We start from the raw sequence: 21,051 nt of genomic DNA, 5'->3' as shown, positions 1-21,051 counted from the left end.
CCCCGTCAGGGCCCATCTTTTAACGAATCGAACGTGTCGACCTCCACCGATTCCCGCAGGCGGTAGAGGGCAATCAGGATGGCCACCCCGACCGCGACTTCGGCGGCGGCGATGGCGATGTTAAAAAGAACGAACAATTGGCTGGCGGCGTTCCCGGAGAGGGCTCCGGCCGCTGGCGAACCCCCTCCATGCAGAAACGAACCCAAAGCCGCGAGATTGAGGTTGGCGGCCCCCAGCATCAGTTCAATCGAGAGCAGCACGATAACCGTGTTGCGCCTGGTGAGCGCTCCGTACAGGCCCAGGGCGAATAAAAGAGCCGCCAAAAGCAAATAGTGTTGGAGTCCAATCACCGGCGATCACCGACTTTCTCCATCTCCTCCTTGGCCATTACGATCGCCCCGACCAGGGCGACCAGGAGCAAAACCCCGAGAAGTTCAAAGGACAGCAGGTAACGCGGCGCAAACAGAGCTTCGGCCATGTTCATCGGCCCGATGACCTCGGTGAGTTGCCCGACCGCGATCGGCGTGTCCAGGATGATCCAGGCGAGCAGCGCGAACAACCCCAGGGGCACCGCCAACCGGAACCACCGCTTGAAACCCGCGGCGCCGACGGCGGGCCCCGCCGGCTCATGACGGGTCAACATAATGCTGAACACCGCTAAAATGGTGATCGCCCCGCTGTAGACGATAAGCTGCGCGACGAACAAAAATTCCGCGCCCAGCACCGCGAACAACCCCGCCAGGCTCAAAAAGGACAGGGCGATGGAGAGGACCATGTGCACGATCCGCTTCGATCGAAACATCAAGAAGGCGCCGGCAATGGCCACGCCCGCCAGGAGAAAAAAGGTGATTACGTTTTGCGCCACGGCAGATTCACCTCCCGGGCCTCGGCGGGATTTTCTGTGAGCCAGGTCATATCTTTCTGCAGGGCATCCCGGGTGTATTCCGCCAATTCAAACTGGTTGGTCATCACGATGGCCTCGGTGGGACACACCTCGGTACACAGATCGCACAGAATGCAGGTGTCGAAGTGAATCTCGAAAGTTTCCAGCACTTTCCCCTTTTTGGCCGGGTCGGGATGGGGCTTGCCCCGGATCGTGATGCACTGGGTGGGGCAAACCATGGCACACTGATTGCAGACAATACATTTTTCCGGATACAATTTTTGAATACCACGAAAACGGTTCGGGAAGGTGTACGTCTCATCGGGATAGCGAGTCGTGACCTTCGGACGGATCATCTCTTTCAGGGTCACGGTCAAACCTTTCAGCACACCGCCGCCAAACATCGCACTCACCTCTGCTTGGGTTGGGATTGCCGATTTCCTCTTTTCAGGTCATCCAGGGCTCCCGTCTCAGGCCACCGAGATCGTTTTCAAACCGACGGTCAGGGCCAGGTTCACCAGGGCCAGGGGCAACAGCACCTTCCAGGACATGGTCATCAACAGATCGATGCGCATCCGGGGCAGGGTTGCCTGGAGCCAAAAGGGGACAAAGGCGAAAAACAGGGCTTTGAGCAAGAACCACACGATTCCCGGCACGAAGGCCAGGGCGGGATGGGGCGGGAGCCATCCTCCAAAGTAGAGCACCGCCGTCAAAGAGCCCATGGCAAACAGATACAAGTACTCCCCGAGCATGAAAAATGCGAATCGAAAACCGCTGTATTCCACCTGGTACCCGGCGATGAGCTCCGATTCCGCCTCGCTGAAATCGAAGGGCGTGCGGTTGAGCTCGGCCAGGGAGGCGATAAAGAAAATCACAAACCCCAGGATCTGCGGCAGAATGAACCAGTGGCTCCTAGCCTGGGCTTCGACGATGTGCGAGAGATTGAGAGAGCCGCTCAAAAGGACCACGCCGAGGACCGCGAGCACCAGCGGAATCTCGTAACTGATCATCATCGCCGCCGCGCGCATGGCTCCAATCAATGACCATTTGTTATTCGAGGCCCAACCTCCGGTGATCACCCCGAGAGTCGATAGGCCGGCGATCCCGAAATACAACAACAGCCCTACGTTAAAATCCGAAAAGACCAGCGAGGACGTGTACGGGATGACGGCCAGGACCACGAAAGCCGGCACAAAGGCGATGATGGGCGCGATGATAAATAGCACCCGGTCCGCTTTGTTCAGTTGAACATTTTCCTTGACCAACAGCTTGAGCGTATCGGCCACGGTCTGCAGCAGCCCCCAGGGCCCCACCCGGTTTGGCCCGACCCGGCTCTGCATCCAGCCGAGAAGTTTTCGCTGCACGAAGATCGAATACGTGACGAAAAAGAGACCGAACCCGAGGAGCAGGAGGCTGGCGACGACGTAGCCGAGCCACGTTTCCCACGTCGGCGGCGCTTGGAGCCACTCGCGCATCGTTACGCATCCACCTCCCCCATAATGACGTCAATTCCCCCGATGATCGCCACCATGTTGGCGATGTGCTCTCCCACGAGGAGGCGGGGCAGAATCTGCAGATTGACGAAGGACGGGCGGCGAAAATGCACCCGGTACGGCTTGGGCCCGCCTTCACTGCGAATATAAACCCCCAGCTCTCCCCGGGTGGATTCCACCGAGGTGTAGACTTCCCCGGCCGGTGCCCGCAGGACCTTTGGCAGCTTTGCGACGATGTCGCCGCCGGAGGGAAATTGGGCGACCGCCTGTTTGACAATCCGCCGGGACTGTTCCATCTCCTCCATGCGCAGACAGTAGCGCGCCCACAGGTCGCCCTCTTCCCGGGTGGGAACATGAAAGGCGAAACGGTTGTAAATGGAATAGGGTTTCGCCCGGCGCACGTCGTAGTTCACCCCCGTCGACCGCAGATTCACTCCGGTCAGACCGTAGGCGATGGCTGTGGCGGCGTCGTATTTGCCCACTCCTTTTAAACGGGCTTGGATGATCTCATTGCCCGTGACCAAATCGTGAAACTCTTCCAGGGCTCCGGAGAAGGCGTCGAGGAAGGCGTCCAACCGTCCCAGCCAGCCCTCGTCGGGCACATCCCATTTCACCCCTCCAATCCGCATATAGCTGTAGGTCATCCGGGAACCCGACAGCTCCGCCAACAACTGCAGGATTTTCTCCCGCTCCCGGAAAGCGTAGAGAAAGGGCGTGATGGCGCCGAGATCCAGCAGGTACGTGCCGAACCAGACGAGGTGGCTGGCGATGCGGTTGAGCTCCATGGCGATGACCCGCAAGTATTCGGCCCGCTCGGGCACCTCGATCTCCATGAGGGTCTCCACGGCGTGTACGTAAGCATAATTCCCGAGCATGGCGGAGACGTAGTCCATGCGATCGGTGTATGGAATGATCTGGGTGTACATCAAGTCCTCGGCCAGTTTTTCGGTGCCCCGGTGGAGATACCCGATTACCGGCGTGGCTTCGATGATCGTCTCTCCGTCGATTTTGACGATGAGGCGAAACACGCCGTGGGTGCTGGGGTGCTGGGGCCCCACATTCAGCAGGAGCTCGTCGGTCCGGATCATTGTTTCACCTCCTTATCCTTCGGCGCGTAGTCCTTGCGCAGCGGATGGCCCTCCCAGTCCTCGGGCAGAAGAATCCGCTTGAGATTCGGGTGTCCGACGAAGAGGATGCCGAACAGGTCGTAGGCTTCTCGTTCATGCCAATCCGCCGTGGGCCAAATCTCGGTTACCGAGGGCACCCGGGGGTTATCCCGGGGCACCGTTACACTGACGGCGAGCATGTGACCATGAGTGAACGACTCCAGAAAGTAGTTGACCCGAAACTCTCCCCCCAGGTCGACGGCGTGCAGGTCGTTCAAATAATCGAACGACCACGCCGGGGTGTTGCGCAGATACTGGGCGACTGGCAGCCACCGCTCCGGGACGACATCGAGCTTCGCCGCCTTGTACATATGATCGGCCACCCGGGCGTCCTCCAGGGCGTGGGGCCCAAAGACGGTTTCCAGGTCCCGGGCCAAGGCTTCTCCCCAGTGGTCTTGGAGGGCTTGGGGATCATAGGCCATCCTCGACCACGCTCCTTCCCGTGCGGGCTTCGTAACGAATTTTTTCCTGGAGTTTGTTAAGTCCATAAATCAGCGCGACGGGGCTGGGGGGACATCCCGGGATGTACACGTCCACCGGAACGATTTGATCCACCCCGTTGACCACGCTGTACGAGCGCACGTAAGGGCCGCCCGCCGTGGCGCAACTCCCCATGGCAATCACCCAGCGCGGCTCGGCCATTTGGTCGTACAGCCTGCGGAGTAGGGGCGCCATCTTCTTGGTGACGGTGCCGGAGACGATCATGAGATCGGCCTGCCGGGGCGAAGCACGAAAGAAGACGCCGAAGCGGTCCGCGTCGTAATGGGAGCCGCTGGTGGCCATCATCTCGATGGCACAACAGGCCAGGCCGAAGGAGAGGGGCCACATGGAATTCGATCGCGCCCAAGCTTTGACTTTCTCCAAAGTCGTCAACACGACGTTGCGCTCAAGCTCCTTCTCCTCCAGCTGTCCGACCCCTTCAAGGGGAAACCCTTTCACTTCCATTCCAGCACCTCCTGTCGCCATGCGTAGTACAAACCGAACACCAAGATAAAGAGAAAGATCCCCACTTCCGCCAGGGCGAAGGTGCCCAGGGCGTCATAGGCGACCGCCCAGGGATACAGGAAAAGCGTCTCGACATCGAACACCACGAACAACAGGGCGAACAAATAATATTTCACGTGAAAGCGAACCCAGCTGGTGCCGACGGTGAGGTTGCCGCTTTCGTAGGTCTCGCCCTTTTCGCGATAGGCGTGGTGCGGTCGCAAGAGACGGCTCAGGGAAAAGGCGACGATGGGCAGACCGACGCCAATGGCGACGAAAAGTGCGATGAGAAGCACGCTGGTGACGTAGGACTGGGACACCGCCTCATCCTCCTCTGCTGGAAAATGCGCCTCCCGGCTCCATTCCCGGGGACTGACTCCGCCTGGATCATCCCGGGCTATGGGGACGCGAGGGACTGCTCGATTTGGGCGATTTTGTCCAAGCGCCGATCGTGGCGCCCCCCGCTGTAGGGCGTCGTGATAAAGAGGCGGACGATTTCCCGGGCAATGTCCGGGCCGATGAGTCGGCCGCCCAAGGCGAGGACGTTAGCGTCATTGTGCTCCCGGGCGGCCCGGGCGGTGAACAGGTCGTGCACCAGGGCGGCCCGGATGCCCTTGATTTTGTTGGCGGCGATGGACATTCCGATGCCCGTGCCGCAGATGAGGATTCCCCGATCCACTTCTCCCCGGGCCACCATCTTGGCGACGGGAAGGGCATAGTCCGGGTAATCGACAGATTTTCCATGCTGACAATCGGTGCACCCCGTGTCGACGACCTCCACGCCGAGCTCGTCGACGAGCAGCGAATGGATGGAAGTCTTTAATGCGAATCCCGCGTGGTCGGATCCGATGGCCACCCGCATCTCCATCACCTCCATCAATAAGTGTCCAGCCCAGGTTCCGATGGTCGCCGTCCAGAAACTTCATATCCTGTCCTCGGGCGCTCAGGAGGGCAAGGCTGCTATGGCCGCCAGGGACGCATGGGCCAGATCCCCCATGAGATACGGAAACACGCCCAGAAGGACGATCCCCAGGGACAGGGCGGCAATTGGCGCCATATCGACAGAACGGGCGTCCTGCGCGTGAGCGAGCGCATCGGGCAGGGGCCCGTGCATCGCCCGCATCACCGCCCGTAAGATATAGAGCGCGCTGGCGACGATGGACAAGGCTCCTATTATTGCAAAGGGCCGAAAAGGGGTGGTGAACAAGCCCAACAGTGCCAGCCACTCGCCCACGAATCCGGACAGGAGCGGCACGCCCAGGGAGGCCAAGGCGGCGAACATCAGGAAACCGGCTGTCCTGGGCATGCGCGCCCCGAGTCCACTCAGCCGATCCAGGGAGGAAGTGTGAGTCTCGGCGTAGGTCAACCCGGCCAGGAAAAAGAGAAGCGCCGAAATCAAACCGTGGGACACGAGTTGAAAAAGGGCGCCGAGCAGGCCGATCGGGTTCAGGGCGGCCAGGCCGAGCAGGACGATGCCCATTTGACTGATGCTGGAGTAAGCGATGATCCTTTTAAAATCGCGATCGACAAAGGCCAAGAGGGCGCCGTAAAACACATTGATCAGCCCCAGGGCCACCAGGAGCGGGGCGAGACGGGCAAAGGTATCCGGGAAAAACCCGAGGGCAAACCGGATGAGCCCGTAGGCGCCCACTTTGAGCAAGACGCCGGAAAGCATCATCGACACCGGGGCCGATGCGGCGGGATGAACATTTTTTACCCAGGTATGAAAAGGGAAAATCGGCAGCTTAATCCCGAAGGCCACCAGAAGACCGATGACGAGCCACATTTGCTCCCCGGGAGGCAGGGCCTGCCGCTCAAAAGCGGCCCGGATCTCCCGGACGTCATAGGTGCCCGTTGCGAGAAAAAGAGCCACAAATACGATGAGCATCACCAGGGAGCCCAGACCGTTGTAAAGCAGCAGTTCATATGCCGCCCGCACCCTCCCCTCATTCCCCCAAATCCCGACGAGGAAAAACAAGGCGATTAACGCTAATTCAAAAAATATAAAGAATAAAAGAAGGTTCTGGGCGGTCCAAATGCCGTTTACCCCGGTTTCGAGCACAAGGAACCACAGGGTGTAGGCTTTGACCCGCTCCACCGTGCGCCAGGAGGCCACCATGGCCGCCGCCGCCACGAGGGTGGACATCGCCAACAGGGGCAACGACAATCCGTCGACCCCGAGGTCGTAGCCGACTCTCACCAGGATGACCGACGGTCCGGACTGGATGGGCTCCAGGCCGGGCAGGGGAAAGGTAAACCATTGCCCGTGCTCGGTAAACTGCAGGGTTCCCAAACCGCGGTCAAACTGGAACCAGATCGCAAGGGACAGTACAAACGCCAAGCTGGACACAGCGATCCCGACAGCGCGAATCGCCGTGGTTTTTTCCCGGGGAATCCCGGCGACGATCAACATACCCACAAGGGGCAGGGCGAGGAGGAGGGACAGGACGTGCGTCACCGCCTTCACCCCCTTTCTTCGATGACGGTCCGCACCGCCTCGATGACATGTTCAACGGTAAACCCATAGTTCTCCACGACGACCTCGCCCGGGGCCGAGGCGCCAAAGGTATCGACGGACAGGATCCGCCCGCCTTTTCCCACGTATCGCTCCCACCCCAAAGACCGCCCCAACTCGACGGCCACCCGGGCCTCCAGGTGAGGGGGCAGGATCCGGTCTTTCTCCGCCTCGGTTTGCGCTTCGAAGCGCTCCCAACTCGGCATGCTGACGACCCGGGTGGGAATGCCCGCCTCAGCGAGAGCCCGGTGGGCCGCCAAGGCGAGGTGGACCTCGGATCCGGTGGCGATCAAGATCGCTTGGGGATCGGGAGAGTCGGCCACGATGTAAGCGCCCCGGGCCACTTCCTCGTAGATGTCTTCTTCGGCATCGTCCCCCCGGGGAAGAAGGGGCAGGGCCTGGCGGGTCAACACGATGGCCGTGGGCCCGCCCGCCCGGTCGAGGGCATACCGGTATGCTGCCGCTGTCTCCCGGGCGTCGGCGGGGCGGAAGACGGTCATCCCGGGGATCGCCCGTAGAGCGGCCAGGTGTTCCACGGGCTGGTGGGTGGGGCCGTCTTCTCCCACGGCCAGGCTGTCGTGGGTGAGGACGTAAACCACCCGCAGACCCATGAGGGCCGCGAGGCGCATCGCCGGGCGCATGTAATCGGAGAAGACCAGGAAGGTCGCTCCGAACACCCGGAGTCCTCCGTGAAGGGCCATGCCGTTCAGGATGGCCCCCATGGCGTGTTCCCGCACGCCGAACCAGATGTTTCGCCCGCTGTAGTCAGGCGGTCCGAAGGCCGGCTCATCGGCAATGGCCGTCTTATTGGAGGAGGCGAGATCCGCCGACCCCCCGATCCACCACGGGACCCTTTGGGCGATACCTTGGATCGCCAGGTGGGAGGCGTCCCGGGTGGCCATGGCCGGTCCGCCGTCGGGAAACCGGGGCAGGGCCTCTTCCCAACCCGATGGGAGCCCTTCCCGCCAAGCCTCTTCGAATTGTGTGGCAAGATCCGGATGTTCCTGGCGATAGGCGGCAAACATCTCCCGCCAGGCCGCGGACGCCCGGCGGCCCCGGTTCCGGACTTCGAGAAAATGATCCCGGACGTCCTCAGGGATGTGGAATGGGGGAAAATCCCATCTGTAGAACTCCCTGGTGCGCTGTATTTCCTGCGGCCCGAGGGGAGCCCCGTGCACCCGGGATGTTCCCTGCAAGGTCGGGCTTCCGTAGCCGATCACCGTGCGCACTTCGATCAAGCTCGGCCGATCTGTCACAGCTTTCGCCGCCTCCAGCGCCCCCAGAATGGCGTCGACGTCGTTGCCGTCTTCGACGAGCAGGGTGTGCCACCCGTACGCTTCGTAGCGAAGACGCACGTTTTCGGTAAAGGCCAGGGAGGTGCTGCCGTCCAGGGAAATGCCGTTCGAATCGTAAAGCACGATTAATTTCCCGAGTTTGAGGTGGCCCGCCAGGGAGGAGGCCTCTTGGGACACGCCCTCCATCAGGTCCCCGTCGCTTGCCAACACGTAGGTGTAGTGGTCGACGATGGGAAACCCCGGCCGGTTGAACCGCGCGGCCAGATGGCGCTCAGCCATGGCCATCCCCACGGCCATGGCGATTCCCTGCCCCAGGGGACCGGTGGTGGCCTCGACCCCCGGAGTGTGACCGTACTCCGGGTGTCCGGGCGTTCGACTTTCCCATTGGCGGAATTGCTTGAGCTCCTCCAGAGAGAGATCATAGCCCGTCAGGTGCAGCAAACTGTAGAGCAGGGCGGAGCCGTGCCCGGCGGAAAGGATGAAGCGGTCGCGATCGGGCCACTCCGGGTCGCCCGGGTCGTGGCGCAGGTGGTGGACCCAGAGCGCGTAGGCCATCGGCGCGGCCCCCATGGGCAGGCCGGGGTGTCCCGAACGCGCGGTTTCGATCGCATCGATCGACAGGACGCGCAGGGCGGATATCGCCTTTTGCTGGAGAGTTTTCGTCTCGATGGCGCTCATGCGCGCCCTCCCTCCTTATCACCGGGGATTTTGGATACCGAATTGGCGCGGGACTCGGGTTGTGGTGCCGAGTCCCCCGAGTCCGACGCCTGCCAAACGGATTACCGCGACCCGGTCACCACGCGGTCCACGGGCATATCGGTGCGACTGGAGCTGTGGCCCGGGTTGGTGCGGGCGCTGGGATCGATATACGTTTTTGCGTGGTTGACCGCGATCGTCGCCTCGCCAAAACCGGCGACGATCAATTTTACCTTTCCCGGGTAGGTATTGATGTCCCCCACCGCGAACACCCCGGGAACGTTGGTCTCCATCCGGCTGTTGACGACGATTTCATTCCCCTCGATCTTGAGCCCCCAGGTCTTCATGGGGCCAAGGGAGGCGCTGAAGCCAAGGCCGCTGAGAATGACATCCACAGCGATCTCCCGGGTTTCTTTGGTCCGGTTGTTGAGAAGCGTGGCTCCTTCTACCCGGTCCCCGCCGTGAATCGCCTGGAGTTCGGTGAACACGTGAACGTTGATGGAGCTGTCGTGCAGCCGCCTGACGCTGTGCTCGTGCGCCCGGAATTGATCCCTGCGATGAATGAGGGTGACCTGCCGGGCCACGGGTTCGAGCATGAGCGCGTAATCCACCGCCGAATCCCCGCCGCCGACCACCAGCACCCGCTTGTCGCGATAGGCCTCCGTCTCTTGCATCAAATAATCGATGCCCCGTCCTTCAAAATCCGCGGCTTCGGCGGCCGGGAGTTTGCGCGGCGTGAACATGCCGATCCCGCCGCAGATGATAACCGCCTTGGCGGTGTGCATCCCTTTGGTCGTGTGGAGGGCGAAGAGGCGCTCATCCAGTTTTTCGAGTTTCAGAACCTGTTCAGACAGGCGAATATCCGGCTCAAACTGCATCATTTGCTCTTTGAGGCGCTCGATCAGATCCCCGGCCCGGATTTTCGAAAACCCCGCCACATCATAAATAAACTTTTCTGGGTACAGGGCGGTCAATTGGCCGCCCAACTGAGGCAGACTCTCGATCACCCTGCAGGAAAGTCCGCGCATCCCGCAGTAGAATGCCGCAAACAAGCCGCTGGGGCCGCCCCCGATCACAGCGACGTCGGTTTGTTCCGCGGCGTGGTGAATGTCCATTCCCATTCTCACCTTCCCGATCTTCGTCAGTTTAGGTGGCGCCGGCCTGGCTCTGCTGCAAGACCCGGCTCGCCGTAATGTCTTCTTCCTCGATGGTCATCAGGTCCTCGACCGAACAGGTGCACGGCCGGGCAAAGAGGCGGTTGGCCTGGCGGAGCCGGGCCCGGTCCAGGGCGTTTCGCACGCTGCGGGCATTGGCGAAACGGGGCATCTGTTTTCGCCGTTCGATATAACTCCGCAATGCCCGATCCGCCGCAGGACTGAGGCGATACCCCATATCGGCCAGCATCAGTTTCGCAATGTCCATCAATTCGTCCAGGGTGTAATCGGGAAACTCGATGTGGTGCGCGATGCGCGAGCTCATTCCCGGGTTCGATTTAAAGAACTGCTCCATGCGGTCTTTGTATCCGGCCAAGATGACCACCACATCCTCCCGCTGATTCTCCATCACCTGGAGGAGAATCTCGATCGCCTCTTGACCGTAGTCCCGCTCGTTCTCCTGCCGATAGAGGTAGTAGGCTTCATCGATAAACAGCACGCCGCCCATGGCCCGTTTGAGCACCTCTTTGGTTTTGGGCGCCGTGTGCCCGATGTACTGGCCGACCAGATCATCCCGAGTGACGGCCACCATGTGACCCTTTCGCACGTACCCGAGGCGGTGCAGGATATCGGCCATCCGCAGGGCGACGGTGGTCTTGCCCGTTCCCGGGTTGCCGGTAAAGGACATGTGCAGGGAGGGAGGAGGTGTCTTCAGTCCGACCTGTTTGCGCATGCGGTCCACCAGCAGAAGGGCGGCGATCTCGCGAATCTTCGTCTTGACCGGCCGCAGTCCGACCAGTTCGCGGTCCAACTGATCGAGCACCTCATAGATGGCCGTTTCTTTTGCGATTTCGTGCAGATCGACCTGCGGGGATTCGACCTCCGCCATTGTCCTTCCTCCTTCGCCGCTGTCTTCAGGAATCAAACCGAGCGCCTTTGGGCCGGTCCGTGGCATAACTGGTCAACGTGTAGCGGATCTGGCGATCACTTTTTTCTTGGCGAATGACGTGGAATCCAGGGTCTTCTTTGGGACGCTGCACGATGAAAGAAAGGGCTGTCGTTTGCCGGCCGTAGCTGCGATCGTAGGCGTTCAGCCGGATGTAGCAATTCGGATACGCGGTGCGGCAGGCCCGGAGTTCCGTCAGGACCGCCGCGGCGTCCTGGATGTCGAACATCGGCAGTCCCCACATATCCCAGTACACATTTCTTGGGTGCGGATCATCGGTGAATTCAATACTGATCGCCCAGCCATTTTGTATCGAATATTCGACTTGTTTAGCGATTTCTTCATCGCTGAAGTCGGGTAAATAGGAAAATGTCCCTTGTGTCAGTCGGAAATGGCTCATGGTGCCGCCTCTCCTCTCCAAATGGTCATGTGGCTTCGCGGGTCTCCCCGGTTTAGAACGTCGGGGTGGCGACGACATCCGGAGTATCGGTGGAGGCGTAGTTGAAGGTCACGTCTTTCCACACTTCCAACGCCGCCCGGAGCTCCGGAGACCATTTGGCCGCTTTCTCCAGAATTTCGGGTCCTTCCCGCAGGATATCCCGCCCTTCGTTCCGCGCCTGAATCATCGCTTCGATGGCCACCCGGTTGGCCGTGGCGCCGGCTGCGATGCCCATGGGGTGCCCGATGGTCCCGCCGCCGAACTGGAAAATAACATCTTCACCGAACAGGTCGATCAATTGATGCACTTGGCCGGCGTGGATTCCGCCCGAAGCCACGGGCATGACCGCGGGCATCGAACCCCAGTCCTGCTCGAACAAGAGCCCGAGCCGCGGATCGGCGTCGTATTTCATCCCGCGCAGAGTTTGATAGTACCCTTTGGTGATGTTCGGGTCCCCTTCCAGTTTTCCCACCACGGTACCGGCGTGCAGATGATCGACCCCGGCGAGGCGCATCCATTTGGCGATCACCCGGAAGGACACCCCGTGGGTTTTCTGCCGGGTGAAGGTGCTGTGCCCCGCCCGGTGCAGGTGCAAAAGGACGCTGTTGCGCCGGGCCCACTTTGCCAGGGATTGGATCGCCGAGTAACCGACGGTCAGGTCGATCATCACGATGACGCTTCCCAGCTCCTTGGCGAATTCCGCCCGCTCGTAGATGTCCTCCATCGTCGCCCCGGTGACGTTTAAATAGTGCCCCTTGATCTCGCCGGTTTCCGCCATCGCCCGGTGCACAGCTTCCATGGCGTACAAGAAGCGGTCCCGCCAGCGCATGAACGGTTGAGAGTTGATATTCTCGTCGTCTTTGACAAAATCGAGCCCGCCCCGCAGCGCCTCGTAAACAACCCGGCCGTAGTTGCGCGCCGACAACCCGAGCTTCGGCTTGGTCGTCGCCCCCAGGAGCGGGCGGCCGTACTTGTTGAGCATCTCCCGCTCCATGACGATCCCGTGGGCCGGCCCCTGGAAGGTCTTCACGTAGTGCAGCGGGATGCGCATATCCTCCAGCCGGAGGCTCTTGAGGGCCTTGAACCCGAAAACATTGCCGATGATCGACGATGCCAGGTTGGCAATGGAGCCTTCTTCGAACAGATCGATGTCATAGGCGATATAGGCGATGTACTGGTCGGTTCCGGGGACGGGATCGACCCGGAACGCTTTTCCTTGGTAATGTTCGTACGTTGTCAGTCGATCGGTCCACACCACGGTCCAAGTGGCGGTGGAGGATTCTCCGGCCACCGCCGCGGCCGCTTCTTCCGGATCGATCCCTTCTTGGGGAACCACCCGGAAGGCCGCGATGACGTCCGTATCTTTCACCTCGTAATCCGGCTGCCAATATCCCATTTCTTTATACGGGATGACCCCGGAGGCCCAGCGTTTTTTCACATCCTGTTCCACGGTCGTTATCTCACCCCTTTATTGGTATCCCCGGGACTTGTTCCCAGTGGAGGAGGAATATCTGGTGTGGCTCTTTTGGCTCTCATTATAAAGAGAACCTTTTTCCTTGACTAATAGCGATCTTTCTGGATATTGATAAGCGTCCGCTTATGCGTCCCCGGCTTCCACTGGGGTTGGGGTGCCCTTTGGGATTCTCGAGGATGGGGAGTCCTGCTCGCCTCGATAGGGGGCAGGCTTGCTCGGCAGGTGATGGCGCCCGTGAATCTCCCGCACCGTCCGGGTCCAAGCCCGGGCGACGATGGTGTGGGTCAAAGCGGTCTCCCCGGGCAGAAAGCGCACGCCTTGCAGGAGGGCGCCATCGGTGATGCCCGTGGCCGCGAAGAGCGCATCTTCGCTCTTGACCAGATCCTTCAGCATCAACACCCGCGCCGGGTCCTGGATCCCCATGGATGCCATCCGGGCCAGCTCTTCTTCGTGTTGGGGCACCAGGCGGCCCTGGAAATCCCCGCCCAGGCATTTAAGCGCCACGGCGCTGATCACGCCTTCCGGCGCCCCGCCCCGGCCGAGGAGCATATCGACCCCGGAGCGTTCGTCACAAGTGGCGAGGGCCGGGCTGACGTCGCCGTCCCGAATCAGTCGGGCCCGGGCGCCCAGGTTGCGGATCTCCTCCAGGATGGGCTCATTCCGCGGCCGATCGAGAAGCACCACCACCACATCTTCCACCCGCTTGTCGAGGGCTTTGGCCACGGCCCGGATATTGTCCCGGACGGGGGCGTCCAGGTGGACGTGGCCCCGGGCCCGGGGTCCAACGGCGATTTTGTCCATGTACATATCCGGGGCGTGAAGCAGTGCCCCTCGGGGTGCGGCCGCGATCACGGCGATCGCCCCGCCTTCCCCCCGGGCGAGGATGTTCGTCCCCTCCAAAGGGTCTACGGCGATGTCCACCCGGGGACCCGCGCCGCTACCGACATCCTCGCCGATATAGAGCATTGGGGCCTCATCGAGTTCCCCTTCACCGATGACCACCGTGCCGTCGACGTCGATCTCCCGCAACACTTCCCGCATGGCTTTGGTCGCCGCATCGTCCGCATGCCACTTATCCCCCCGCCCGAGCCACCGCGCCGCGGCCAGAGCCGCCGCCTCGGTCACCCGGGCCATCTCCATGGTGAGCGCCCGCAACTGACCATCTTGCCACAGGGTGGCGTCTTCGGGTTTCGTCATGTTTGATCCCCCACCGGATAAGCGACTTTGTTCCGCAGTCCAACATACTCCATCAGGTCCACCATGCGATGGGCAAAGCCCATTTCGTTGTCATACCAGCCGAGGATTTTGACCGTGCGCTCGCCGATGAGCATGGTGGAAAGGGCATCGACGACACAGGAGTGGGCATCCCCGATATAGTCCGATGACACCAGCGGTTCGAAGGACACCTGGAGAATGCCCCGGAGGCGTCCCCGGGCGGCCTCGGTGAACACATGGTTGATCATTTCTACGTCAGCCGGCTCTTGTAGGGTCGCGACCAAATCCACCAGGGATACGTTCGGGGTCGGTACCCGAATGGACACGCCGTTTAACCGGCCGGCCAGTTCTGGGAAAATCTTTCCGATCGCCCGGGCGGCCCCGGTGGTGGTGGGCACGATGGACTGGCTGGCAGCCCGGGCCCGACGAAGGTCTTTGTGCGGGTTGTCCAGGCTGCGCTGGTCGCCCGTAAAGCTGTGCACCGTTGTCATGGCGCCTTCCACGATCCCGAAGGCATCCTGGAGAACGGCGATGATCGGGGCCAAGCAGTTGGTGGTGCAGGAAGAGCTGGAGATGATGTGGTGTTTTTCGGGATCATACAGTTCGTGATTGACGCCGTAGACCACCATGAGATCGTCAGACTTGGCGGCGGTGGTGATGATCACTTTCCGCGCTCCGGCCTCCAGATGGGCCGCGGCCGCTTCCCGGGTGGTGAACTTGCCCGTCGCCTCCAGCACGATTTCGACGCCGAGCTCGCCCCAGGGCAGACGGAGCGGGTCGCGGTCCGACACGACGCGAATCCAGCGACCGTTCAGGCGGATGCCGTCGCCGTCCGCCACCACTTCCCCGGGAAACCGGCCGTGTACACTGTCGTATTTGATGAGATGGGCGAGGGTCGCCGGGTCGGTCGTCGCATTCACCGCTACGACGTCGAGCTCCGGCCGGGAGTCCAAAGCCCGGAGCACCAGTCGTCCGATCCTCCCCATCCCGGAGATCCCCACTCGGATGCTCATTCGCTTACCCTCCTGTCCTTTTGTGAGTCAGTTTTCGTGGTCAATTCGCCCATGCGCCTTGGATGCCTTGCCGCCCGTAGGCCAGCTCCATGATCATGTTCGCAACGAGGAACTGGGTGACTCGAATGGGGTCGTAATCCCGCTCGTTCATCTTTTCCTTGAGATGGGCCGTGTCGCTGATCATCTCCATCAGCGCGCTCATGGAGGTCGGTGCGGTCTTGCCCTGGATATCGGCAACCTCCATCTCCTCGCCGACGATATTTTCGTAATAGTGGACCGCTTCGATCAAGCCGAACCTGGAACCGAGGGAAAGCCATTTGACCAACCGCCGCTTGGGTCCGCGCAGGCGTTCGGCGATCTGGACTTTAATCGGCTCGGGGTTATCTTCCGTGGGAGCCCGGTCGTCATCCGGCACGTACTTGATGACCAGGTCGGCCCAGGCCTTTTGGGGTTCGATATACCGGACGACATCGGTTCTCCGCCGCTCGATTTCCGCCAGGACCTCCTCCTCGGTGTAACCCCGGGTTTCCCGGTCCCGGCGCACCTTCCAACGCACCCGCAACCGGGTGTCGGTGTCAAAATAGATTTTTAGATCCAGAGCTTCCCGCAATTTTTCCAAGTAGAGGATGTGCAGCCCCTCCAAGAGGACGATATCTGTGGGGGTGACATTCTCCGGTGGGGCGATGGTTCCCGTGCTGTGGTCATAAATCGGTTTTTGAATCGTCCGGCCCGCCTTCAGCTGCCAAACGTGGTCGACGAGCAGGCCGAGGTTGTTCGCCTTCCACGGGTGGAGGGCGGTGACGCCGATTTGATTGCGTTCCCGCCGATCCAGAGAATGGTAGTCGTCGATGGAGATGGTCATCACTCGGTCGGCACCGATCAACTCCCGCAACTCCCCGACAAAGGTGGATTTTCCCGCTCCGCTATCGCCGGCGATCCCGATGAGAATGGCCTTGGGTCTCCGCTGCATCGCCTCTCCCCCCTGACATCATAAATTGTTCAGCCGCTGCGCCCCGGCCGCGGATCGGGAATGCGCATCATCAATATCGATTGTGACTGCCGAACAGATGAATCTTTTTCCGCACGATCTCTTTCACGGCGTCCCTTGCTGGACCTAAATATTTGCGCGAGTCGTACAATTTCGGATCATTACCGAGCTTTTCGCGAACAATCCGGTTAAATTCCATTTGGGCCTCCGTGTTGACGTTGATCTTCGCCACTCCCAGGGAGATCGCCCGGCGGACGTCGTCGTCGGGGACACCGGATCCTCCGTGCAGGACGATGGGCTTTTTCGTCTTTTCGAAAATGTTCTCAAGGCGCCCAAAATCGATCTCCGGTGCTGTCCGATACATCCCGTGGGCCGTCCCCAGGGCCGGGGCCAAGGCGTCAATCCCCGTCTCCTCCGCAAAGCGGATCGCATCGTCGACCCGGGCGAGCATCGCCTCCCGCTCGTCCACGGACACCTCGTCCTCCGTCCCGGCGATCTGCCCGAGCTCCCCTTCGACGTCCACACCCGCGGCGTGGGCGGCGTCCACCACCCGGCGCGTTTCGGCGATATTCCGTTCCAGTTCGTGCTCGGAGCCGTCGTACATCACCGAATCAAACCCGCCCCGGATGGCCTGTTGGACCACTTCGAAGTTCGGCCCGTGATCGAGGTGCAGGATGACCGGAACCCGGGCCCGGAGTTTCGCCGCATCGGCCAGGGCGGTCAAATAGTGCAGGCCGATGTACTTCATCGAGCTGACGCTCACGCCGAGGATGACCGGGGACCGTTCTTCTTCGGCCACTTCGACGATGGCTTGGAGGTACTCCAGGCCGTTGAGGTTAAATTGGCCGACCGCGTATCCTTTGGCATTGGCGTCTTCGAGCACTTCCCGATACGATGCTTTGGGATGGACGTGCAAACGTGTTCGCCTCCTTCATCCGTCTGTGTTGGTATCGACTGTACCCAGGGCCCCCCCCACCGAGCCCGGCCCGGTGGGTCGCCCCGACCTCAGTGGGGTCGATCCCCGCGACACCCGGCGGGTGTTCCACGTGGCGGTACAACCGAATTGCTACCATGATAGCAATCACTTTTTTGAGACGCCAATCGATCTTTTCGCATGCTACGATACGTGGTTGCTTATGTCTTCCTCGGATGGTAGAACTTCGTTACACAGGTCGGAACGACCAATTTTATCCATGCGGCGGCCGAGGTTATGAATTAAGCAGTAAATTACGAAAGATTGTTGCGAATGGGGAGAGGCTCCGTTCATCGGCATACACCACATACCATTTTCGCATGATCGGCAAATGGTCGACGGAGAGGACTGTGAGTTTTCCCACCTCCAGTTCCGTCCGCACCGCCGCCTCGGAGACGATGGAGAGCCCGAGTCCCGAAGCCACCGCCTCCTTGATGGCTGCGATACTCCCGAGCTCCATAGTGATGCGGGGCGCCAGGCCGTGTTTGTCGAAAAACATCTCCACCGTGCTTCGGGTTCCCGAACCGCGCTCCCGCATGAGAAACGGTTCCTCCATGAGCCGATCCAGGGGAATGTTCGCCTCCCGGGTCAGGGGATGATCGGGTGGTGCGATGACGACCAGGGGGTTGTCTTTGAACGGATCGGCCTTCAGGTTGGCGGGTACCCTGGGATAGCCCATCACCGCGAGATCGACCTCCCGGCGAACGAGGCGCTGCAGCACCATGCTGCGATTGCCGACATCGAGTTTGATGTTGACCCGCGGATACAGGTCGTGAAACTGGTGCAAAAAAGGGGGCACGACAAAAGCTCCGGCCGTCGTATCGGCGGCGATCTTCAGACTGCCGATATGATGGCTGCGGATGTCCCGCACCGTCTGATGGATGGCTTCGAGCTGCTTGAACAGCTGGTTGGCCGCGTCCTTCAGGTACAGCCCGGCTTCGGTCAGGACGATTTTTTTCCCCGACTGCTCAAAGAGCTCGACGTCAAAATATTCTTCCAATAGTCGAATGTGTTGGGAGACGGCGGGTTGGCTCAGGTACAGTTCGTCGGCCGCCCGGGAGAAACTCAGGTGTTTGGCGACCGTTTGAAAGACGTACAGTCTGCGCAGGTTGAGGTATTCCATCGGACATCACCGGTTACGCCCGGTCCTGCAAAACGGCGACGCCCGGGAGTATCTTTCCCTCCAGGAATTCGAGGGTGGCGCCTCCGCCCGTGGACAGGTGGGAAATCCGGTGGGCGAGTCCCGCGCCCTCGATGGCGGCCAGGGAATCTCCGCCGCCGATCACCGATTCCGCTTCCGAGTCGGCCACGGCCCGGGCCACGGCGTAGGTGCCTTCGGCGAAGGGCGGGACTTCGAACACGCCCATGGGCCCGTTCCAAAGGATAAGCCTTGCACTCAACAGTTCGCGTCGGTACTGTTCGACCGTTTTCGGTCCGATGTCCAAGGCCTGGGAACCATCCGGGATCGAGGAAATATCGACGATCTCTCGGGGGGCATCCGGTTCTGGTGCCGGAGCGGTGACGACATCCACCGGCAAAAGCAATTTGGTCCCCTGGAGTTCGGCCTGCTCCAGCAGCCTGCGGGCCACGTCCACGTTGTCAGGTTCGTAAAGGGATGCCCCGACGTCGAAGCCTTTGGCCGCGAGAAAGGTGTTGGCAAGACCGCCGCCGAGCAGAAGCACGTCCACTTTCTGCAACAACCTTTCGATGACGCCGATTTTGTCCTTGATTTTGGCCCCGCCGATGACGGCGACAAAGGGGCGTTGGGGTGCCGTGAGCACCCGGGACAGTACGGTGATTTCTTTGTCCATGAGGTACCCGGCGTAGGCGGGCAGATGTTCGGCCACTCCCACGGTCGAGGCGTGGGCGCGGTGCGCCGTTCCGAAGGCATCGCTCACATAAAGTTCGGCGAGATCGGCCCAGGACCGGGCCAGTTCAGGGTCGTTGCGGGTTTCGCCCGGGTGAAACCGCACGTTCTCCAACAGGAGGACCTCCCCCGGCTGCATGCGCTGGGCGAACTCGGCGAGCTCTGGCCCGACGACGCGGCCCGGGAAGGCCACCGGGCGGCGGAGAAGGCGAGAGAGGTGGGCGGCGACCGGCGCAAGGCTGTACGCGGGGTCGGCCGCACCCTTGGGTCGGCCGAGGTGCGACGCGAGGATCAGTTTGGCCCCCCGTTGAATCAGGTCTTCAAGCGTCGGCAGACTGGCTCGGATCCGGGTATCGTCGGTGATCTGTCCGTCTTTTATCGGCACATTGTAGTCGACTCGAACGAACACCCGGCGATGGGTCACATCCGCGTCGCGAATCGTGGCTTTCACAGGCGTACCTCCTTTGCGCGAAATGATCGTCGCATGGGAACATGCACGATTATTTAATTCTTTTCGCAAGTGAATCGAAAGTCAAGCGGGGGAATTGGCCCGATTGTTGAATATTTCGTGAACGGGTGGATGTCAAAGGTTCATCGAAGTCTCATCGTCCCTTTGCGAATCTATAATCCAAGGATGATTTTTATTTAACATGGAAGTTGTACAATCCAAGAAAACAGTAGGGTCCGGGTGTGGTACGAAGATCCTCGCGAACGGACGGGATGCCCTGAGAGACGAATTGCCCTTGAGTGTCAGATGGGGGAGGGCTGGGAGATGTTAGGGAGAATTGTTGCGCTGATGGCGTCAGTTTTCCTGGGAATGGTGTGGGTCGTCGGCTGCGGGGGGTTCGGGGCGGGGTCCGGTTCAACAGGGGTGCCGCTGCCCGGATCCGGCGGCAGAGCGGCGCTTTTGAACGGCGCCGGGGCCACGTTTCCGTATCCGTTGTACTCCCGTTGGATCGACGAGTACGGTCGTTTGACGCCGAATGTCAGAATCAACTATCAATCGATCGGCAGCGGCGGGGGAATCGAGCAGATCAGCAAAAAAGTGATCGATTTTGGAGCGAGTGACGCCCCCTTGACGGACGACATGCTGAAGAAAATGCCCGGGGAGATTTTGCATATCCCGACTGTTCTGGGTGCGGTGTCCATCACCTACAATCTGCCCGGCATCAAGGGCCCGGTCCAATTCTCTCCAGAGGTCCTGGCGGATATTTTCCTGGGCCGCATCACCAAATGGAATGATCCCAGGATCGTGGCGCTCAATCCCGTCACTAAGTTGCCGGCCCAGAACATCGTCGTGGTGCACCGGAGCGACGGGAGCGGCACCACGAACATGTTTACGGACTATTTGAGCAAAATCAGTCCGACCTGGAACGCTCAAGTGGGGATGGGGACATCGGTGAATTGGCCGTTGGGGGTGGGGGCCAAAGGCAGTGAAGGGGTTTCTCGTCAGGTCCAGTCCACCGTCGGAGCGATCGGCTATGTGGAGTTGTCCTATGCCTTGCTGAACAATCTGCCCTACGCCTTGATTCAAAATCGCGCCGGCAAGTTCGTGGCGCCGAGCCTGGAGACTACGACGGCAGCGGCAGCCGGGGCGGCGTCGAGCATGCCGGACGATCTGCGGGTCTCCATTGTGAACGCTCCGGGGGACAATGCGTACCCCATCGCGGGGTTCACGTATATCTTGGTTTTCAAAGATCAGGCCGACCCGGACAAGGGGCGGGCGTTGGCGAAGTTTTTGTGGTGGGCGGTCCACGACGGGGAGCGAATGGCGCCGCCTCTGGCCTACGGCCCTCTGCCCCCGGAAGTGCTGACGAAGGTGGAGCAGAAGTTGAAGAGCATGACGGCGCAGGGGCGGCCCTTGCTCGCCGGGCCGTAGGGGACCGGGGTATCGGGCAGCCGACCCGGGCATCAAGCCAGGCCCAAGGGATCAGGATCGACCGGGCACCA

General features: G+C 60.9%; 22 protein-coding genes. 1 reads left to right on the top strand and 21 read right to left on the bottom strand.

Features of this window, described 5'->3' with window-relative positions:
* Positions 1–5 precede the first annotated feature (5 nt).
* The 21 genes from nuoK to BTUS_RS14350 form a co-directional block, all read right to left on the bottom strand.
* On the bottom strand, positions 6–350 hold the full coding sequence (gene nuoK, locus BTUS_RS14450; RefSeq protein ID WP_013076803.1) for an NADH-quinone oxidoreductase subunit NuoK: 345 nt from the start codon (positions 348–350) through the stop codon (positions 6–8).
* Positions 347–865 (bottom strand): NADH-quinone oxidoreductase subunit J, encoded by a 519-nt coding sequence (locus tag BTUS_RS14445; protein ID WP_013076802.1) that lies wholly within the window; start codon positions 863–865, stop codon positions 347–349. The genes nuoK and BTUS_RS14445 overlap by 4 nt, the downstream gene beginning before the upstream one ends.
* Positions 850–1,287 (bottom strand): NADH-quinone oxidoreductase subunit NuoI, encoded by a 438-nt coding sequence (gene nuoI, locus BTUS_RS14440; protein WP_013076801.1) that lies wholly within the window; start codon positions 1,285–1,287, stop codon positions 850–852. Before nuoI ends, BTUS_RS14445 begins: the two co-directional genes overlap by 16 nt.
* Positions 1,288–1,353: 66 nt before the next feature.
* Positions 1,354–2,358 (bottom strand): NADH-quinone oxidoreductase subunit NuoH, encoded by a 1,005-nt coding sequence (nuoH, locus tag BTUS_RS14435; protein WP_013076800.1) that lies wholly within the window; start codon positions 2,356–2,358, stop codon positions 1,354–1,356.
* A 2-nt stretch (positions 2,359–2,360) separates the two neighbouring features.
* Complete coding sequence (locus tag BTUS_RS14430; RefSeq protein WP_013076799.1) at positions 2,361–3,464, bottom strand: NADH-quinone oxidoreductase subunit D; 1,104 nt, start codon at positions 3,462–3,464, stop codon at positions 2,361–2,363.
* A complete protein-coding gene (locus BTUS_RS14425) occupies positions 3,461–3,964 on the bottom strand; it encodes an NADH-quinone oxidoreductase subunit C (protein WP_013076798.1) in 504 nt (167 codons plus the stop codon). Before BTUS_RS14425 ends, BTUS_RS14430 begins: the two co-directional genes overlap by 4 nt.
* A complete protein-coding gene (locus BTUS_RS14420; protein ID WP_013076797.1) occupies positions 3,954–4,487 on the bottom strand; it encodes a NuoB/complex I 20 kDa subunit family protein in 534 nt (177 codons plus the stop codon). The genes BTUS_RS14425 and BTUS_RS14420 overlap by 11 nt, the downstream gene beginning before the upstream one ends.
* Positions 4,478–4,846, bottom strand: a complete 369-nt coding sequence (gene ndhC / locus BTUS_RS14415) for an NADH-quinone oxidoreductase subunit A (RefSeq protein ID WP_013076796.1) — start codon at positions 4,844–4,846, stop codon at positions 4,478–4,480. The genes BTUS_RS14420 and ndhC overlap by 10 nt, the downstream gene beginning before the upstream one ends.
* A gap of 77 nt (positions 4,847–4,923) precedes the next feature.
* A complete protein-coding gene (rpiB, locus tag BTUS_RS14410; RefSeq protein ID WP_013076795.1) occupies positions 4,924–5,388 on the bottom strand; it encodes a ribose 5-phosphate isomerase B in 465 nt (154 codons plus the stop codon).
* A gap of 81 nt (positions 5,389–5,469) precedes the next feature.
* Positions 5,470–6,984: a complex I subunit 4 family protein gene (locus BTUS_RS14405; protein WP_013076794.1), complete on the bottom strand. Its 1,515-nt coding sequence runs from the start codon at positions 6,982–6,984 to the stop codon at positions 5,470–5,472.
* Positions 6,985–6,989: 5 nt separating this feature from the next.
* On the bottom strand, positions 6,990–9,014 hold the full coding sequence (gene tkt / locus BTUS_RS14400) for a transketolase (RefSeq protein WP_013076793.1): 2,025 nt from the start codon (positions 9,012–9,014) through the stop codon (positions 6,990–6,992).
* A gap of 101 nt (positions 9,015–9,115) precedes the next feature.
* The gene (locus tag BTUS_RS14395; RefSeq protein WP_013076792.1) at positions 9,116–10,153 is read right to left on the bottom strand and encodes an NAD(P)/FAD-dependent oxidoreductase; all 1,038 of its coding nucleotides are present in this window, start codon (positions 10,151–10,153) and stop codon (positions 9,116–9,118) included.
* A 25-nt stretch (positions 10,154–10,178) separates the two neighbouring features.
* Positions 10,179–11,075 (bottom strand): CbbX protein, encoded by an 897-nt coding sequence (cbbX, locus tag BTUS_RS14390; RefSeq protein WP_013076791.1) that lies wholly within the window; start codon positions 11,073–11,075, stop codon positions 10,179–10,181.
* A gap of 25 nt (positions 11,076–11,100) precedes the next feature.
* A complete protein-coding gene (locus tag BTUS_RS14385; RefSeq protein WP_013076790.1) occupies positions 11,101–11,532 on the bottom strand; it encodes a ribulose bisphosphate carboxylase small subunit in 432 nt (143 codons plus the stop codon).
* A 52-nt stretch (positions 11,533–11,584) separates the two neighbouring features.
* Positions 11,585–13,021 (bottom strand): form I ribulose bisphosphate carboxylase large subunit, encoded by a 1,437-nt coding sequence (locus tag BTUS_RS14380; RefSeq protein WP_013076789.1) that lies wholly within the window; start codon positions 13,019–13,021, stop codon positions 11,585–11,587.
* Between the two features lie 147 nt (positions 13,022–13,168).
* A complete protein-coding gene (gene glpX, locus BTUS_RS14375; RefSeq protein ID WP_013076788.1) occupies positions 13,169–14,242 on the bottom strand; it encodes a class II fructose-bisphosphatase in 1,074 nt (357 codons plus the stop codon).
* Positions 14,239–15,273: a type I glyceraldehyde-3-phosphate dehydrogenase gene (gene gap / locus BTUS_RS14370; RefSeq protein ID WP_013076787.1), complete on the bottom strand. Its 1,035-nt coding sequence runs from the start codon at positions 15,271–15,273 to the stop codon at positions 14,239–14,241. Before gap ends, glpX begins: the two co-directional genes overlap by 4 nt.
* 40 nt (positions 15,274–15,313) lie before the next feature.
* Positions 15,314–16,243 carry a phosphoribulokinase gene (locus tag BTUS_RS14365; protein ID WP_013076786.1) on the bottom strand — a complete coding sequence of 310 codons (930 nt, stop codon included), beginning with the start codon at positions 16,241–16,243 and terminating at the stop codon, positions 15,314–15,316.
* A 70-nt stretch (positions 16,244–16,313) separates the two neighbouring features.
* Complete coding sequence (gene fba / locus BTUS_RS14360) at positions 16,314–17,177, bottom strand: class II fructose-1,6-bisphosphate aldolase (protein ID WP_013076785.1); 864 nt, start codon at positions 17,175–17,177, stop codon at positions 16,314–16,316.
* A gap of 292 nt (positions 17,178–17,469) precedes the next feature.
* Positions 17,470–18,357 (bottom strand): LysR substrate-binding domain-containing protein, encoded by an 888-nt coding sequence (locus tag BTUS_RS14355; RefSeq protein ID WP_013076784.1) that lies wholly within the window; start codon positions 18,355–18,357, stop codon positions 17,470–17,472.
* A 13-nt stretch (positions 18,358–18,370) separates the two neighbouring features.
* Positions 18,371–19,552, bottom strand: coding sequence for a phosphoglycerate kinase (locus tag BTUS_RS14350; protein WP_013076783.1), 1,182 nt, complete (start codon positions 19,550–19,552; stop codon positions 18,371–18,373).
* Between the two features lie 321 nt (positions 19,553–19,873).
* Between BTUS_RS14350 and pstS the strand changes: the two genes are divergently transcribed.
* On the top strand, positions 19,874–20,980 hold the full coding sequence (gene pstS, locus BTUS_RS14345) for a phosphate ABC transporter substrate-binding protein PstS (protein ID WP_218917972.1): 1,107 nt from the start codon (positions 19,874–19,876) through the stop codon (positions 20,978–20,980).
* The last annotated feature ends 71 nt before the right edge of the window (positions 20,981–21,051 follow it).

The sequence above is a fragment of the Kyrpidia tusciae DSM 2912 genome (genome assembly GCF_000092905.1).
GTDB classification, from domain to species: domain Bacteria; phylum Bacillota; class Bacilli; order Kyrpidiales; family Kyrpidiaceae; genus Kyrpidia; species Kyrpidia tusciae.
This window is presented reverse-complemented; position numbering and strand designations above follow the sequence as displayed.

Coding starts and splice junctions, on each gene's coding strand:
- BTUS_RS14355 (WP_013076784.1), bottom strand. CDS start 18,357: ATGGAATACCTCAACCTGCGCAGACTGTACGTCTTTCAAACGGTCGCC.
- nuoH (WP_013076800.1), bottom strand. CDS start 2,358: ATGCGCGAGTGGCTCCAAGCGCCGCCGACGTGGGAAACGTGGCTCGGC.
- nuoI (WP_013076801.1), bottom strand. CDS start 1,287: ATGTTTGGCGGCGGTGTGCTGAAAGGTTTGACCGTGACCCTGAAAGAG.
- BTUS_RS14420 (WP_013076797.1), bottom strand. CDS start 4,487: ATGGAAGTGAAAGGGTTTCCCCTTGAAGGGGTCGGACAGCTGGAGGAG.
- cbbX (WP_013076791.1), bottom strand. CDS start 11,075: ATGGCGGAGGTCGAATCCCCGCAGGTCGATCTGCACGAAATCGCAAAA.
- BTUS_RS14395 (WP_013076792.1), bottom strand. CDS start 10,153: ATGGGAATGGACATTCACCACGCCGCGGAACAAACCGACGTCGCTGTG.
- rpiB (WP_013076795.1), bottom strand. CDS start 5,388: ATGCGGGTGGCCATCGGATCCGACCACGCGGGATTCGCATTAAAGACT.
- BTUS_RS14430 (WP_013076799.1), bottom strand. CDS start 3,464: ATGATCCGGACCGACGAGCTCCTGCTGAATGTGGGGCCCCAGCACCCC.
- gap (WP_013076787.1), bottom strand. CDS start 15,273: ATGAGCATCCGAGTGGGGATCTCCGGGATGGGGAGGATCGGACGACTG.
- BTUS_RS14385 (WP_013076790.1), bottom strand. CDS start 11,532: ATGAGCCATTTCCGACTGACACAAGGGACATTTTCCTATTTACCCGAC.
- pstS (WP_218917972.1), top strand. CDS start 19,874: ATGTTAGGGAGAATTGTTGCGCTGATGGCGTCAGTTTTCCTGGGAATG.
- BTUS_RS14425 (WP_013076798.1), bottom strand. CDS start 3,964: ATGGCCTATGATCCCCAAGCCCTCCAAGACCACTGGGGAGAAGCCTTG.
- glpX (WP_013076788.1), bottom strand. CDS start 14,242: ATGACGAAACCCGAAGACGCCACCCTGTGGCAAGATGGTCAGTTGCGG.
- BTUS_RS14365 (WP_013076786.1), bottom strand. CDS start 16,243: ATGCAGCGGAGACCCAAGGCCATTCTCATCGGGATCGCCGGCGATAGC.
- tkt (WP_013076793.1), bottom strand. CDS start 9,014: ATGAGCGCCATCGAGACGAAAACTCTCCAGCAAAAGGCGATATCCGCC.